Source organism: Burkholderia sp. AU16482, assembly GCF_002223285.1.
Taxonomy (GTDB): Bacteria; Pseudomonadota; Gammaproteobacteria; order Burkholderiales; family Burkholderiaceae; genus Burkholderia; species Burkholderia semiarida.
The window spans coordinates 82,292-96,468 of record NZ_NKEY01000009.1 but is presented as its reverse complement, the minus strand read 5'-3'; the positions used below and the strand labels follow the sequence as shown (position 1 = coordinate 96,468).

The window sequence follows — 14,177 nt, the reverse complement described above, 5'->3', positions numbered from 1 at the left end:
TTCTGGTGTCAATTCAACGGGACAGCCTCGCGAGGGCCTCGGCGCCGCTTCCCGTCACGATAGATATATGATGCATCATCATAGAGCAATGGCCGGCGCTCCGGTAGAGCCAACTTGTTAGGGCAAATACCCATCTAACACGAAGCCATGCGGATATATGATGCATCATGCATGTCGCATCAGCCACATGGCACCGCAGGTTCGCTCAGGCACCCGCGATGAAGTTCGCAGAATGCAAAACACGATCACAGAGGAGACGATGAGCAACCATCTGGTCATGCGCAACATCAGCAAGCACTTCGGCGGCGTACACGCGCTGCGTAACGTCAGCCTCGATGCATACGGCGGCCAGGTGCACGCGCTGATGGGCGAAAACGGCGCGGGTAAATCGACGCTCATGAAAATACTGGCGGGCGCCCACACGCCCGACGAAGGCGAGATCCTTCTGGATGGTCGCCAGCTTGCGATCGACAGTCCCCACACTGCGCGGGCACACGGGATCTCGGTCATTCACCAGGAGTTTTCGCTCGCAAAGCATCTTTCCATCGCGGAGAACATCTTCCTGCACGACATCGGCGCGGGAACGTCGATCATTCGTTGGTCGAAACTTTATGCGCGCGCCCGCGAACAGCTTGCCGCGCTCGGCTTCGGCGAACTGGACGTATCGCGCCCCGTATCGACGTTGTCGGTCGCCGAACAGCAGATCGTCGAGATCTGCAAGGCGCTTTCCCGGACGTCGCGCGTTCTCGTATTCGACGAGCCGACCGCGGTGCTGACCGCGCGCGAAACCGAGCGTCTGTTCGCCCTGCTGGAACGGTTGAAGCGCGACGGCGTCTGCATCATTTACATCTCGCATCGACTCGAAGAAATCTTCGGACTGTGCGACAGCGCCACCGTGCTCAAGGACGGCACCTTCGTCAGCACGGTGCGCATTGCCGACATCGACGAGAGCCGTCTCGTTCAACTGATGGTGGGCCGCGAGCTCCAGGATCTGTTCCCCAGACGCGACGCGTGCATCGGCGACAAACGGCTCGAAGTCCGCGAGCTGTGCGCGGGCGAAAACGTGCGCGATGTGTCGTTCCATGTGCGCGCGGGCGAAGTGTTGGGATTCAGCGGTCTCGTCGGCGCCGGGCGCACGGAAACGATGCGCGCGATCTTCGGCGCAGACCGCAAGAGCAGCGGCCAAATCCTCGTCGATGGCCGGCCAATTCCAAAACTCAAACGTCCCCGTCACGGCATCGAAAGCGGCATCGGCATGCTGCCCGAGGATCGCAAGCAGCAAGGCGTGCTGCTCGACATGCCAATCCGCGTCAACGCGATGATGACGCCGCGCAACGGGCTCGCGCGCCTGCGCTGCATTCTCGATCATCGTGCCGAGCGCGTGCGCACACGCGAATTGATCAAGCAGCTCCGGGTGAAGGCGCGCGACACCGAGGTCGACGTGTCGACGCTCTCCGGCGGCAACCAGCAGAAAGTCGCGCTGATGAAGTGGCTCTCGAACGGATGCCGCGTATTGATTCTTGACGAGCCGACCCGGGGCGTCGATATCGGCGCCAAGATCGAGATCTATCAGGTAATCAACGAACTCGCGCGCACCGGCGCCGCCATCATCGTGGTTTCCTCCGACATGCCGGAGATCATCGGCTTGTGCGACCGTGTGGTCGTCATGCGCGCAGGCCGTATCGCGGGCGAACTCAGCGGCCCCGCCATCAATGAAAAGTCGCTGATATCGCTGGCCATGGGAGTGAAGTAATGGAAGGAATCATGCAAACGCAGCGCGCCGACGTACCGCTGCTTCGCAGCGTGGCGCGCTACAACGCGCTGATCATGCTCATCGTGCTATTCGCCGTATCGAGCATCATGTCACCGGCGTTTCTGAGCGAGGAAAACCTCTATAACCTGCTGCGGCAGTTGACACCGCTGTTGCTCGTCAGCCTGGGCATGCTGCTCGTGATCAATACCGGCGGCATCGACCTGTCGGTGGGGTCGATCGCGGCCGCGGGCGGCCTGCTGGCAGCCATGCTGGTGCCGGTGATGCCGTTCGGCGCCACGCCGGGGCTCCTCCTCGCAGTCGTGCTGTCCGTCACGCTTGGCGCGCTTTTCGGCGCATTCAACGGAATATTGGTGACCGCCTTCGGCCTCGCGCCATTCATCGTCACGCTCGCCATGATGACCATCGCGCGCGGCGTCACGTACATGATGTCGAACGGCCAGCCGACGATGCTGCCACTCGATCTGCCCGCAGCGGAGTTGCTCAACGAATTCGGCAGCGGCAGCGTACCGTGGCTCAACGTACCTTGGCCCGTCGTACTCGCCGCGGGCGTCGCGCTCCTGTTCTACTTCTTGATGAACTACACCACATTCGGACGCATGGTCGTCGCCACCGGCAGCAACGAAATGGCGGTGCGGCTTGCAGGTATTTCCGAGCGCCGCTACAAGTTCTGCGTCTACGTGATTTCCGGCGCACTGAGCGCCGTCGCCGGCATCATTTACACGGCCCGAACGGGTGTCGGCACACCGATCACTGGCGTCGGCCTGGAGCTCGACGGGATCGCCACGTGCGTGATCGGTGGTGCACTACTCTCCGGCGGAAGGGGCTCAGTTCTCAACACCGTGATTGGGGTGCTCGTGCTGGGGCTCATCGGCAACGTGATGAATCTGCTGAGCGTACCGGTGTATCCGCAGCAGATCATCAAGGGCGCCATCATCATTCTCGCCGTTCTGGTTCAGCGCATCGGCCAACGCTGAACAGCGCGTCCGTGCAAGAGGCCGCCGCGCGGCCTTCCGCTCCACGCCTTACTTCGTCAAACAATATCGTTCAGGAGACTCAAATGCGCGTTGCTCGCAAGGCACTCGCCGCAGCCGGCATGCTGGCGTTCGGCATCACCGCCCCGATCCATAGCGAGGCCAAGGCCAGGATCTACACGCTGCTACCCAACACCGCCCTGTCGGGCGTAGTCGATCCCTCGCTGCCGGATCGGACTGCGATTCGCAAGGCGTGGCCGAAACAGCCTGCCAATCCAAAGGAGATCAGAATCGGCTGGACAGAGATCACGCTCGGTAATCCATGGTTCGTGGAGCTTATCAAGGGCGCGCGGGCGAGCGCCGCAAAGTACGGCTATTCGATCGACGTGCAGGTCGCCGACGGTGATCTCCAACGCCAATGTGCGCAGATCGACAATTTCGTCACGCGCAAGCTGGATGTCATCGTGGTCGATCCGACCGATACACTGGGCGTATCCGCGTGCGTCAATCGCGCCGTCGATGCCGGCATTCCAGTCGTCACCGTCGGCACGACGCCGGACGCAAGCGCCCGCGTCCTTACCACGCTGCTCGGCAATCCGTATGCAAGCGGCTTCGAGGTCGGCCAATATGTGGCGAAAACAGCCGGCAAGGACACGCCGATCGACGCAGCCGTCATCATCGGCGTGCTCGGAAACTCGACGTCGGAAAGCCGAATCAACGGTCTGATCACGGGCATCGTCTATCAGCGCATGCGCGACCAGGCCCCCGGGGCGAGCCGCGATGACGCCATGCTGCGCGGCTTCGAACTGTTCCAGACGCTGAAGAAGACCGGGAAGTTGAGCGCACCGGACATCAAGTTCAATGTGCTCGCGCTTGGCGTTGGCAAGTGGACCGAGGAAGGCAGTCTCGCGGCAACCGAAGACATTTTGTCCGCGCACGGGAGCAAACTGAATTTCATCCTCTCGGAAAATGACTTCATGGGGCTCGGCGCATTACGTGCCGTACGCAACATGGGCAAGCAGGGGAAGATCCGCATTGCCGATGCAGCCGGCGGCTATCGCGGCGAACTCGATCAGATCAAGAAGGGCAACATCCTCGTGTCCGGCGAGAATTCCGGCGAGCAGACGGGCGTCGCGGCCATTGAATTCATCCACAACGCATTCACGCGGCGCGTCGATGCCAACAACCTGCCGCTAGGTTCCGGCTTCCCGCCCGCAATCATCACGCAAGGCAACGTTGATCAGAAGATCGACCCGAACCCGGCCAACCTGTTCTACAAGTACACGATCCCGCCCGTCCGGTCGATTCCGGAAATCCGCGGGCAAGGCAAGAGCGACTGAGTCGTTTCAACTGCCCCTTTCCAATGCAACGGCGCGCATACACTCATTGTTTCCGCCGCGCCGCGTTAAAGGAGTTTCACTTCATGAGCTTTGACAATGGCACATTTTGCGCCGATCTTTTCGCGGGAAAACACGTGGTCGTTTCCGGCGGCACAAGTGGCATCGGGCTGGCCATCGCGCGCACGTTTCACCGACTCGGCGCGCATACCACCGCCACGGGATCGTCGATGAAGAAGCTCGACGCGCTTCGCGACGACGCATCCCTGTCGGGGCTGCGTTTCGCCGCGCTGAACGTGCGCGACCAACGAGAAATAAATGCATTCTTCGGCAGCCTCGCGCGCGTCGATGTGCTGATCAATGCGGCCGGCGTGGCTCGTCCGCGCGACGAATACACGGACGACGTCTTCACCGATGTGCTCGATGTCAACCTGCGTAGCGTGATGCGCGTTTCGCAAGCCGCGCGCCCGCTGCTCGAACAGTACCGGGGCTCGATCGTCAACATTGCCTCGATGCTGAGCTACCTCGCCGACGCCGACGTACCGGCCTACTGCGCAAGCAAAACCGGAGTCGTCGGCCTGACTCGCTCGCTGGCACACGAATATGGGCGCAGCGGCGTGCGCGTCAACGCCATCGCGCCGGGTTATCACCGAACCGAGATGACCCGGATATTCTGGGAGTCGGAAGCGTTGTCGAACAAGATCGTGGCGCGGTCTGCGCTCGGACGCTGGGGCGAGGCAGACGACCTGGCGGGTGCCGCGGTGTTTCTTGCCTCCCCTGCGGCCGCATTCGTGACTGGCGTGACGCTGCCCGTCGATGGTGGTTATGTATCAGGCTTTTAAGCCGATTTGGGACCCGGTTCGAAGTCGATTTGATGAAATGGCCGCGGGTGCCGGCCATTTCATCTTTCAATCGGACCTCGATCGGACGGCGTTCAGACGATGCCGCCGAAGCACAAGTACTTTATTTCTAGATAGTCGTCGAGACCATGGCGGGATCCTTCCCTGCCGAGGCCGCTTTCCTTCACGCCGCCAAACGGCGCGACTTCCGTCGATACGATCCCGTCGTTGATGCCGACCATGCCGTATTCGAGCGCCTCCGCGACCCGCCAGACGCGCGCGATATCGCGCCCGTAGAAATACGAAGCCAGGCCAAACGGTGTATCGTTCGCCAGTGCGACAGCTTCGGATTCCGTGTTGAACCGGAAAACCGGCGCAACGGGTCCGAACGTCTCTTCGTCGAAGATTCGCATGTCTCGTGTCGCATCGGCCAGGATAGTCGGTTCGAAGAAGTTTCCGCCGAGTGCTGCGCGCTGGCCGCCCGTCACGATGCGCGCGCCCTTCGCGAGCGCATCCTGCACATGCTCTTCGACTTTCGAAACGGCGCTGCCGTCAATCAGCGGGCCGATTGTGACGCGTTCATCAAGACCGTTTCCAACCACGAGCTCGGCGACTGCCTTCTCGAGTCGCGTGACGAAGTGATCGTAGATTCCATCCTGCACGAGCAGGCGGTTCGCACATACGCAGGTCTGCCCGGCGTTGCGATATTTTGACGCGATCGCGCCGCGCACGGCAGCGTCGACATCGGCATCGTCGAATACGATGAACGGTGCGTTGCCGCCCAGTTCCATTGACGTCTTCTTGGCCGTCGCCGCACATTGGGCAAGCAGTTGTTTGCCGATTTCGGTCGAGCCGGTGAATGAAAGCTTGCGCACGGCCGGATTCGACGTGATCTCGGCGCCAATCTGGCTCGCGTTGCCCGTCACGCACGAAATCACGCCGTCGGGAATGCCTGCACGAACGGCCAGCACACAGAGTGCCAATGCGCTGAACGGAGTTTGACTCGCCGGTTTGAGCACCATCGTACAACCGGCTGCCAACGCTGGCGCAAGCTTGCGCGTGAGCATCGCCGCCGGGAAATTCCATGGCGTGATGGCCGCGCATACTCCGATGGGCTGCTTCAGCACGACGATCCGCTTGTCGGCCGCAGTCGACGGAATCGTGTCGCCGTACGCGCGCTTGCCCTCCTCGGCGAACCACTCGACGAACGACGCGGCATAGTTGATTTCGCCGCGGCTCTCGTTCAGCGGCTTTCCTTGCTCGAGCGTCATGATTTTCGCCAGATCTTCGCGATGCGCGAGCATCAGATCGTGCCACCGTCGCAGCAGCGCCGCGCGCTCCTTCGCGGTTTTGGCCCGCCAAAGCGGCAGGGCCCGGGACGCCGCGTCGATCGCGCGTCGCGTTTCGGCGGCACCCGCCCGAGGTACGCTACCGAGCACTGAGCCAGTCGCAGGGTTGAATACGTCGATCGTAGCCCCGTCGTCTGCCGCAGTCCATTCACCGTCGATCAGGCATACATCTTTCAGAAGGTCCGTATCGCGCAGCTCGGCGCCACGCCAGCTTTCGCCATTCAACATCGCTATTCCCACTTTTGTCAAAACCGGCGCGAAATGGTGGCGCCCGGGTCTCGATATCCGGGACGGATGGACGAACGAGACCCGATGCACCCTTCGCGAACCATTAACATCGACACGCCTGCACCGCCCGCGATATGGATGTTCATTTAGCGGGCGGCCGATCGATCAGGTTGCCTTCGCAAGCGCGGCGCGTGCGACGCGCGCGATGCCAGGACCGTCGAGTTCGTAGTGCGCATACAGATGCGTCGGTGGCGCGATCAGGCTGTACTCGTCGTAGATGCCATGCCGCACGAGCCGCACGCCGAGGCCCTCGTCGGCCAGGACCTCCGCCACTGCCGCACCGAGGCCGCCAATCACGTTGTGCTCCTCCACCGTGACGAGCACGCTCGACTGCCTGGCCGCCGCGATAATGGCGTCGCGGTCGAGCGGCTTGATGGTCGGCATGTCGATCACACCGGCAGAAATGCCTTCCGCTCCGAGCTTGGTCGCTGCCTCGAGCGCACCTGCGACGGGCAAGCCGCAGCCGATGATCGTGACGTCGTGCCCGACCGAGTGAACGATCGCCTTGCCGATCGTGAACTCGACACCGTCTTCGTAGACTTTCGGATCGCGCCCGCGTCCGATGCGGAAGTAGATCGGGTCCGGCCACGTGGCTGACGCGCGAATCGCCGCGGCCAGTTGCGCACCGTCAGCCGGCGAGATGACGGTCAGGTTAGCGATCGCGCGCATCGTCGAGATGTCTTCCGTCGCATGATGCGAGGTACCGTAGAAGCCGAGCGAGATGCCGGTATGGTGACCGACCAGCCGCACCGGTAGCTTGCAGTACGCGACATCCATGCGGATCTGCTCGCAGCACAACAGGCCGAGAAACGATGCGAAAGTCGCGACGAAGGGCATCAGGCCGGTGGTCGCCATGCCGGCGGCCGCGGAAACCATGTTCTGCTCGGAGATGCCGAATTGCACGTAGCGCTCCGGAAACTCGCTGGCAAACTTGTTCAAGCCATTCGAATACTGGAGATCGGCGGAGCCGGCGACGACGGGATGGCCTTCGCGCACGAGGTCGATCAGCGCATCGGACAAATAGTCGAGCCCAGGATTGCGCGCGTTGAGCGCCCGGTATTGCCACGAATCGGGATTTTGCGGAGTAGACATGCTTAGATCACCTTGCTCTTGATTTCTTCGATCGCACGTTGCGCGTCGTCGGGTGCCAGATAGCCGAGATGCCAGCCCGGCTCGGTTTCCATGTACGACACGCCCTTGCCCTTGATCGTCTTCGCAATGATGCAGGCCGGCTTGCTGCGTGCCGTGTCCGCCTTGACCCGACGCAACAACGGCACGAGGGCCGCCAAGTCGTGGCCGTCGACTTCATGCGTCTCCCAGCCGAACGCGCGCCATTTATCTGCGAGTGATTCGATGCCGATGACGTCGTCGACCTTGCCGTCGAGTTGATAACCATTGCGATCGACAATCGCGACGAGATTCGAAAGGCGGTGGTGCGCCGCGAACAACGCGGCTTCCCATACCTGCCCTTCCTGCATTTCGCCATCACCCAGTAACGTGAAAACCTTGAAGGGACTGCCTGCCAGCTGCGCCGCCTTCGCCATGCCGGCCCCATTCGACAGCGCATGGCCGATCGACCCCGAGCTGAAATCGACACCGGGGACCTTGGTCATGTCCGGGTGGTCGCCAAGCGGGTTGCCGAGCCGCGTGTAGCCATCGAGGGTCTCGCGCTCGATGAACCCGTACTCGGCGAGAATGGGAAAGAGGCCGACGGCAGCGTGTCCCTTGCCCATCGTGAACCGGTCGCGGTCCTTCCAGCGCGGCTCGCCGGCTCGCACCGACATGACGTCGTAGTACAACGCCGCAAAGATTTCGGCTGCTGAAAACACCGATGTGTAATGACCCGTCTTCGCGATTTCGATCAGACGGATCGTCTCGAGGCGGACGAATTGGGCCTTTTCGCGCAACCGCGCGAGCGTCTCCGTGGAAAGCGCATGATCGCTCTCCTGCAATGCTGTCGACATAGAGTCTCCTGTTGGAACCTGAAAAGAACGAGGCAAGCACGCCATTTTTGCCCGCCGCATTGATGCATGATGCATCATATATTTTTCGAATGCAACGACGAAGCCATCAGCGGGCAAATAGCAGTTGCGGGGCACTCGAATAATGATGCATCATATATCATCAAGAACACGGAGACGCGTATGCTCACCACCCCACCCTCCTCGCCGATCGTCAATGGCGAAACACAGCTCATCGTCCTGATGGCATGGCCTGCCACTCATGTCCGCACGCCGACGCTGTTCAATACGCTCTGCGCCAGCCGGAACGTCAACGCCATCATGGTCCCGTGGGCCGTGCGTCCCGAACATCTCGTGCAGGCATGCGACGGTTTGCGGCACATCGCCAATCTGGCCGGCATCGTCCTCACGATTCCGCACAAGCAGGCTGCGGCCGAACTGTGCAACGAGCTCGAGGGGGACGCATCGCTGCTGAGCGTCGTCAATGTGCTGCGCCGCAACGCTGATGGCAGCTACACGGGACGCATGTACGACGGCTCCGGATTCGTCACCGGCATGCGGCGGGAGGGTATTGCGCTTGCGGGCAAGCGCGTGCTTCTACTGGGTGCCGGCGGGGCGGCAACCGCCCTTGCGCTGGCATTGGCGCGCGAAGGGATTGCGCGGTTGACCATTGCGAACCGGAATCGGGAAAAGGCGAACGATCTGGCCGCACTCGTCGGAAAGGCGGTGCCGGACTGCGCGGTAACCGCAGACAGCGGCGAACCCGACCGCCACGACATCGTGATCAACGCGACGTCACTCGGGCTCAAGCCTGACGACGCCCTGCCGTGCGACACCTCGCGGCTCACGGCGGGCATGGTCGTCGCGGAGGTCGTCATGCAACCTGCCGTCACGCGGTTTCTGATGGAAGCCGAAGCGCGGGGCGCTCGCATTCACCGCGGCGAGCACATGGTTACATCGCAACTTGACCAGTTTGTCCAATTCTTGCTTCCGGCCGCAGGCCGCACGGATTGATGCATCCATGCTGCCGGGCGTGTTGGCAAATACGCCATCCAAGCCGTGCTTCATGGGGCCGAGCCGCCCGGCCATTCTGGAATGCGTATTACATCGGTGGTCATCGGCGCGTCAGTTTGATTGCATCCGGTTTAGACCCCGCATCGATCCATCTTCTCTGTTACTCGAAATCATGACTGCACTCATTTTTGGATCTCCAGGGCGATACATTCAGGGAGATGGCGTCCTCGACGAGATCGGTCAATACATCCGCGATTGCTCGGAGCGTGCATTGGTTCTTTGCGACATTTTCGTGAAAAGGCAGTTCGGCGCGCGCATCGCGGCATCATGTGACGCACACGGAATCGACGTCCTCTGGCTGGCGTTCGACGGTGAACTCACGGATCGCAAAGTGCGCGAACTGGAGCGTGCCACGCAATCGTTCGACTATGGCGTCGTGGTCGCAATCGGTGGTGGCAAGACGCTGGACGCCGGAAAGGCCCTCGTCGACACTGCTGGTTGCGCTTTGATCACGGTGCCTACCGTGGCATCGAACGACTCGCCGACTTCCAAGAACTATGTGCTTTACGACGACAACCATCAACTCGCATCGGTCAGGCACCTGCCGCGCAGCGCCGCGTACGTGCTGGTCGATACCGCGGTGATCGCGAAGGCGCCGACACATTTTCTGCTGGCCGGAATTGGCGATGCGATCAGCAAATACTTCGAGGCAGAGCAGTGCTTGCGCAGTGGCGGAAAAAACATGTTCGGCGCCAGGTCGTCGTACTCCGCGTACATTCTCGCGCGTGAATGCTTCTCGCTGATCCGCTCCGACGCCGAAACGGTGCTGGACGAACTCGCGCACGGCCGCACCGGCCATGGGTTCGACCGACTCGTCGAAGCGGTCATTCTGATGAGTGGCCTGGGCTTCGAGAGCGCGGGGCTCTCGATCGCACATTCAATGACGCGCGGCCTCTCCCGAATCGAAACGGCGGCCGCAGCGCCACACGGGTTGCAGGTCGCATATGCGCTGCTCGTACAGCTACAGCTCGAAGGTCGAGCACCGGACTTCATGCGCGATCTGACCGGCTTGTATGAACGCATCGGCCTGCCTGTCCGGCTGAGCGACCTGGGCCCCGGGGCCGTTACGCGGGACCACTACGAGACCGTCGCCAGATTCACGTTACAGGCGCCTCATTCGGCGAATTTCGAGCGTCCGCTCCGCGTCGAGGACCTCGTCGCGGCGATGGATGCAATCGACCACGCAACCGCCTGAGCCTCGGCATTGCGCGAATCGGGCGCGCATCCAACCCCGCATCAAAAACAACTGGAGACGTCATGACTTACCTTTCCCATCTTTCTACGTCGCGACCCGCGGCGTTACGATCGTCCTCTCATCGGCGATCGCTGATCGCATCTAGTCTAGGCAATTTGCTTGAATGGTTCGACTGGACGATCTATACGGTGGCATCCGTCTATATCGCCGGCGCGCTGTTCGACAACACGGACAAGACATCGTCGCTGCTCGGTACACTGGCCGTGTTCGCCGCGGGCTTCTTCGCTCGCCCGTTGGGCGGCATGGTGTTCGGCGCGATAGCGAACCGGGTCGGGCGCCGTTCGGTACTCTTGAGCACGATGCTGCTCATGGCGTTTGCCAGCCTCCTGATCGCCATCATCCCGTCATACGACGCGATCGGCAGCTGGGCTTCGGCTGCCTTGTTACTCGCGCGACTCGTGCAGGGCGCGGCACACGGCGGCGAGACGACGGCGTCCTATGCGTATGTTGCCGAGATCGCCCCCGCGTCCCAGCGAGGCTTGTGGTCGAGTGCCGTATTCATTTCGGTCGGCGCCGGCTCGTTGATTGCCACGTTTTTTCTCGCGTCGTTGACGGCGTTCCTTTCACCGGATGCCATGCAGGCGTGGGGATGGCGAGTGCCGTTCGCGACGGGCGGCTTCCTCGCGATATTCGCGCTCTGGCTGCGCCGCAACATGGTGGAAAGCATCGACATCGATACATCGGCCAACACACGTCATGCGCCGTGGCCCCGGGCCAAGGTCATCCGCGAAGGCCTCAAGCTGTTCGTGTACGAAGCCGGATCGACGCTGACCTACTATACGTGGGTAACGTCCGCCGCCATCTATGCAATCACGGTCAAGCACATGGATCCGCACCGTGCGTTCACCATGAGCTGCATCGCGCAGGTGATCTATCTGATCGTGCTTCCGCTCATTGGGCGCCTTTCCGATTACACCGGGCGCAAGGTGACCACGCTCATTTCGTTGCTCGGCATCTCGATCACCATCTTTCCGCTATGGAGCCTGATTTCCAGCGAGCCATGGACTTTGCTGGCCACGCAATCAATCGGGCTCGTTCTCGTTGCGTTCATTACCGGCAGCAAGCCTGCCGCCATTTCGGAACAAGTACCGACGCGTTACCGCACTCGTCTGTTCGGCTTCTTCATTTCGCTCGCGGTGGCGCTCTTCGGTGGCACGGCATCCTATCTGAACGCGTGGCTGTATTCGATTCAAAAGGGACAGCTATTCAACGTCTATCTGATCGTGGTGGCAATCATCGCGAGTTGTGCCGTCGTGACCTGGAAGAACAACACCGGGGTAAAGCTCGACGATATCGAATGATGCCGCCGAGTGCCGGCCGATTGAGCCGAGGCGGAGCCATGCCGGGGCCCCGCCTCGGCCGCGTGCGGTCGCTCCGAGCTTACCCGTGAGCCCCTGCGCGGCTTCGACCGTCATCGTGATCCGGTCGTACGGTCCGTCCCCCTTCAGCACGATCCGGAAGATTCCCGACGCCCATTGCGGCAACGATTCGACGGCCACGCGAACCGCGCTCGGGAACACGTTGATGCCGCGCACGTTGAACATGTCGTCGGTGCGGCCGGTGACGCGGAATCGCCATGCCGTGCGACCGTCCGGCCCGCGATCGACGCCGGTCACGGTGACGACGTCTCGCGTGCGGTAGCGAACGAGCGGCTGGCACTCCTTCTGCAAGTGCGTGCAGACGAGTTCGCCGACGGTCCCCGTCTCGATCGGCAAGCGTTGCAGCGTGGCGGGATCGACGATTTCGGCAAAGACCACGTCGCTCGCGTGATACAGCAAGTCGTTGGTCCAGTCGGTTTGCCCGCCGAGAATGCTCAGCACTTCCGACAAACCGAAGTTGGCGTTACGGATCCGGAAGCCCCACTTCTCTTCCATCGCGCTGCGCAGATCCAGATTGTCGAGCCCGGCCTCGCCGCCGAACAGGTCCAGCGTCAGCTTCAGGTCGCGAGGACGAAGGTCGGTCGATTCGCGCAGGATCTGTTCGATGAGCCCCGGATACGAAGGCGTGCACGAAATCGCGTTGATGCCGAGATTGACGATCGAATCGATCAGCAGACGCGTATTGCCCACGCCGAACGGTACGACCGTCGCGCCGGTCGCCTCCAGAATCGTGTGATCGGTAAAGCCGCCGGTCCACATGCAGTAGTTCAGGCAGTGCACCACGCGATCCGTCGGCCGCAATCCAGCGGCCCACATCGACCGCGCGCCGACCCGTGCGACCCGGTACGCATCGGCCGCGCTGTTCGCAAGAATCAGCGGGCGTCCGGTCGTCCCGGAGGTGCGATGCAGCCGGGACACGCCCGCCTCGCCGCACGCCACGTAATCGCCGAATGGAGAGGCCGCCTCCTGGCTGATCCGGAGTTCGTCCTTCTCGGTAAAAGGCAGCTCCTGTAGCGCATCCAGCGTCACTTCTCGGTCGATCCAGCGCGACAGCTTCCCGCGATAGAACGTCGACATCGAACGGATGTAGTCCCACTGCGACGGCCATAGCGCGTCTTGATGCCGGCGCACCTGCCCGGGAGGCAGGGTTTCGAATGCTTCGTCGAAAAGCGCGTTGCCTGCGTTGACTGACGACTCCACTTTCATGTTCCCGTTTCCTTTAGCATGACGAACCCATATCGCCGACACGGCCGCGACGGCTTGCGCACTGAAACGCGAGTGCGGAACGCTCCACGATCGAGCGCGCGTGACTCGCGCTCGCCACCGAACTGGCCGCATCGGTCGCCACGACATCGAACCAGTACCGTTCGCCATCGAACGCCCGGAACGTCGCGGTGACGACAACCGGGACATCCAATGGCGTCCGCGCCAGATGCGTGACATGCGTCATGCGGCCGATCGATCATTCGTCGCGCCGCATTCGCTGGCACATCGCGTCGACGCAAGCGGCTTCCATGAGGCCCATCAACGCGGACATCGACAGCACGTCGGGACCGCATGCCGCTGCGTCGCTGGAGCGACGCTCGCCCGGCTCGGGTATCCCGATCACTTTCGGGATCGACGTACGTACCGCTGGCATCGGGCGCCTCCTCCGGTTCGTTACGCTCCAGTACTGCAAAGCCCGTGCCAATATCGAATCGACCGGGAAGCGTTGTCTGGTGGGCGGGTGCGGTCGACGCGACCATCCGCCGTATTCGATCTGAACGGAAAGAATCTTTACGATCGGAAGGAAAATCGACAGTGACCGACGAGCAGGCCAGACGCGATCCGGCCAGAAAACGCGGCCTTCAGAAGGCAGGGCTGCGCCAGTGCCGCGCGCGGGTTCGATGTGGTCTGCGCGAGCCGACGTTGCAGCGCGTGCTGCTGGTCGAAACGACAGCAAAGGCTTGC

The 14,177-nt window shown here is 62.0% G+C and carries 13 protein-coding genes; 7 read left to right on the top strand and 6 right to left on the bottom strand.

Translation table 11 applies throughout. The annotated features are described in order from the left end of the window. The first annotated feature begins 259 nt into the window (after positions 1 to 259). The 4 genes from CFB35_RS30930 (at position 260) to CFB35_RS30915 (ending at position 4,924) form a co-directional block, all read left to right on the top strand. A complete protein-coding gene (locus CFB35_RS30930; protein WP_059579116.1) occupies positions 260 to 1,753 on the top strand; it encodes a sugar ABC transporter ATP-binding protein in 1,494 nt (497 codons plus the stop codon). Further along, on the top strand, positions 1,753 to 2,748 hold the full coding sequence (locus CFB35_RS30925) for an ABC transporter permease (RefSeq protein ID WP_081066621.1): 996 nt from the start codon (positions 1,753 to 1,755) through the stop codon (positions 2,746 to 2,748). Before CFB35_RS30930 ends, CFB35_RS30925 begins: the two co-directional genes overlap by 1 nt. A gap of 83 nt (positions 2,749 to 2,831) precedes the next feature. Continuing rightward, entirely contained in the window at positions 2,832 to 4,085 is a 1,254-nt protein-coding gene (locus tag CFB35_RS30920) for a sugar ABC transporter substrate-binding protein (RefSeq protein WP_059579007.1), read from the top strand. An 83-nt stretch (positions 4,086 to 4,168) separates the two neighbouring features. After that, the gene (locus CFB35_RS30915) at positions 4,169 to 4,924 is read left to right on the top strand and encodes an SDR family NAD(P)-dependent oxidoreductase (RefSeq protein WP_059579005.1); all 756 of its coding nucleotides are present in this window, start codon (positions 4,169 to 4,171) and stop codon (positions 4,922 to 4,924) included. A 92-nt stretch (positions 4,925 to 5,016) separates the two neighbouring features. Here CFB35_RS30915 and gabD read toward each other — a convergent pair whose 3' ends face one another. From gabD to CFB35_RS30900, 3 genes are all read right to left on the bottom strand, one after another. After that, positions 5,017 to 6,498: an NADP-dependent succinate-semialdehyde dehydrogenase gene (gene gabD, locus CFB35_RS30910; protein ID WP_060010772.1), complete on the bottom strand. Its 1,482-nt coding sequence runs from the start codon at positions 6,496 to 6,498 to the stop codon at positions 5,017 to 5,019. 165 nt (positions 6,499 to 6,663) lie between these two features. Then, on the bottom strand, positions 6,664 to 7,650 hold the full coding sequence (locus CFB35_RS30905; RefSeq protein ID WP_059578999.1) for a transketolase family protein: 987 nt from the start codon (positions 7,648 to 7,650) through the stop codon (positions 6,664 to 6,666). A gap of 2 nt (positions 7,651 to 7,652) precedes the next feature. Then, entirely contained in the window at positions 7,653 to 8,522 is an 870-nt protein-coding gene (locus tag CFB35_RS30900; RefSeq protein ID WP_060010775.1) for a transketolase, read from the bottom strand. Positions 8,523 to 8,702: 180 nt separating this feature from the next. Here CFB35_RS30900 and CFB35_RS30895 point away from each other — a divergent pair, with 180 nt between their 5' ends. The 3 genes from CFB35_RS30895 to CFB35_RS30885 all read left to right on the top strand — a co-directional run bounded on the left by CFB35_RS30895 (position 8,703) and on the right by CFB35_RS30885 (position 12,149). Further along, positions 8,703 to 9,533 (top strand): shikimate dehydrogenase, encoded by an 831-nt coding sequence (locus CFB35_RS30895; protein WP_059579109.1) that lies wholly within the window; start codon positions 8,703 to 8,705, stop codon positions 9,531 to 9,533. Next, positions 9,484 to 10,788 (top strand): glycerol dehydrogenase, encoded by a 1,305-nt coding sequence (locus CFB35_RS30890; protein WP_256940249.1) that lies wholly within the window; start codon positions 9,484 to 9,486, stop codon positions 10,786 to 10,788. Before CFB35_RS30895 ends, CFB35_RS30890 begins: the two co-directional genes overlap by 50 nt. Before the next feature lie 62 nt (positions 10,789 to 10,850). After that, positions 10,851 to 12,149 carry an MFS transporter gene (locus CFB35_RS30885; protein WP_059578991.1) on the top strand — a complete coding sequence of 433 codons (1,299 nt, stop codon included), beginning with the start codon at positions 10,851 to 10,853 and terminating at the stop codon, positions 12,147 to 12,149. On the opposite strand, the gene CFB35_RS30880 is transcribed toward CFB35_RS30885, so the two are convergent. From CFB35_RS30880 to CFB35_RS35165, 3 genes are read right to left on the bottom strand one after another with little or no spacing between them, the layout of a single operon-like run. Next, positions 12,051 to 13,475 (bottom strand): phenylacetate--CoA ligase family protein, encoded by a 1,425-nt coding sequence (locus tag CFB35_RS30880; protein ID WP_230951160.1) that lies wholly within the window; start codon positions 13,473 to 13,475, stop codon positions 12,051 to 12,053. The two genes, CFB35_RS30885 and CFB35_RS30880, sit on opposite strands and share 99 nt — an antisense overlap. Continuing rightward, the gene (locus CFB35_RS30875) at positions 13,447 to 13,677 is read right to left on the bottom strand and encodes a hypothetical protein (RefSeq protein ID WP_089466058.1); all 231 of its coding nucleotides are present in this window, start codon (positions 13,675 to 13,677) and stop codon (positions 13,447 to 13,449) included. The genes CFB35_RS30880 and CFB35_RS30875 overlap by 29 nt, the downstream gene beginning before the upstream one ends. Before the next feature lie 12 nt (positions 13,678 to 13,689). Beyond that, positions 13,690 to 13,866 (bottom strand): hypothetical protein, encoded by a 177-nt coding sequence (locus CFB35_RS35165; protein WP_155634578.1) that lies wholly within the window; start codon positions 13,864 to 13,866, stop codon positions 13,690 to 13,692. Positions 13,867 to 14,177: the final 311 nt, after the last annotated feature.

What these genes read in the sequence shown, in the direction of transcription:
- CFB35_RS30930 (WP_059579116.1), top strand. Translation starts at nt 260, where the DNA reads ATGAGCAACCATCTGGTCATGCGCAACATCAGCAAGCACTTCGGCGGC.
- CFB35_RS30925 (WP_081066621.1), top strand. Translation starts at nt 1,753, where the DNA reads ATGGAAGGAATCATGCAAACGCAGCGCGCCGACGTACCGCTGCTTCGC.
- CFB35_RS30920 (WP_059579007.1), top strand. Translation starts at nt 2,832, where the DNA reads ATGCGCGTTGCTCGCAAGGCACTCGCCGCAGCCGGCATGCTGGCGTTC.
- CFB35_RS30915 (WP_059579005.1), top strand. Translation starts at nt 4,169, where the DNA reads ATGAGCTTTGACAATGGCACATTTTGCGCCGATCTTTTCGCGGGAAAA.
- gabD (WP_060010772.1), bottom strand. Translation starts at nt 6,498, where the DNA reads ATGTTGAATGGCGAAAGCTGGCGTGGCGCCGAGCTGCGCGATACGGAC.
- CFB35_RS30905 (WP_059578999.1), bottom strand. Translation starts at nt 7,650, where the DNA reads ATGTCTACTCCGCAAAATCCCGATTCGTGGCAATACCGGGCGCTCAAC.
- CFB35_RS30900 (WP_060010775.1), bottom strand. Translation starts at nt 8,522, where the DNA reads ATGTCGACAGCATTGCAGGAGAGCGATCATGCGCTTTCCACGGAGACG.
- CFB35_RS30895 (WP_059579109.1), top strand. Translation starts at nt 8,703, where the DNA reads ATGCTCACCACCCCACCCTCCTCGCCGATCGTCAATGGCGAAACACAG.
- CFB35_RS30885 (WP_059578991.1), top strand. Translation starts at nt 10,851, where the DNA reads ATGACTTACCTTTCCCATCTTTCTACGTCGCGACCCGCGGCGTTACGA.
- CFB35_RS30875 (WP_089466058.1), bottom strand. Translation starts at nt 13,677, where the DNA reads ATGACGCATGTCACGCATCTGGCGCGGACGCCATTGGATGTCCCGGTT.
- CFB35_RS35165 (WP_155634578.1), bottom strand. Translation starts at nt 13,866, where the DNA reads ATGCCAGCGGTACGTACGTCGATCCCGAAAGTGATCGGGATACCCGAG.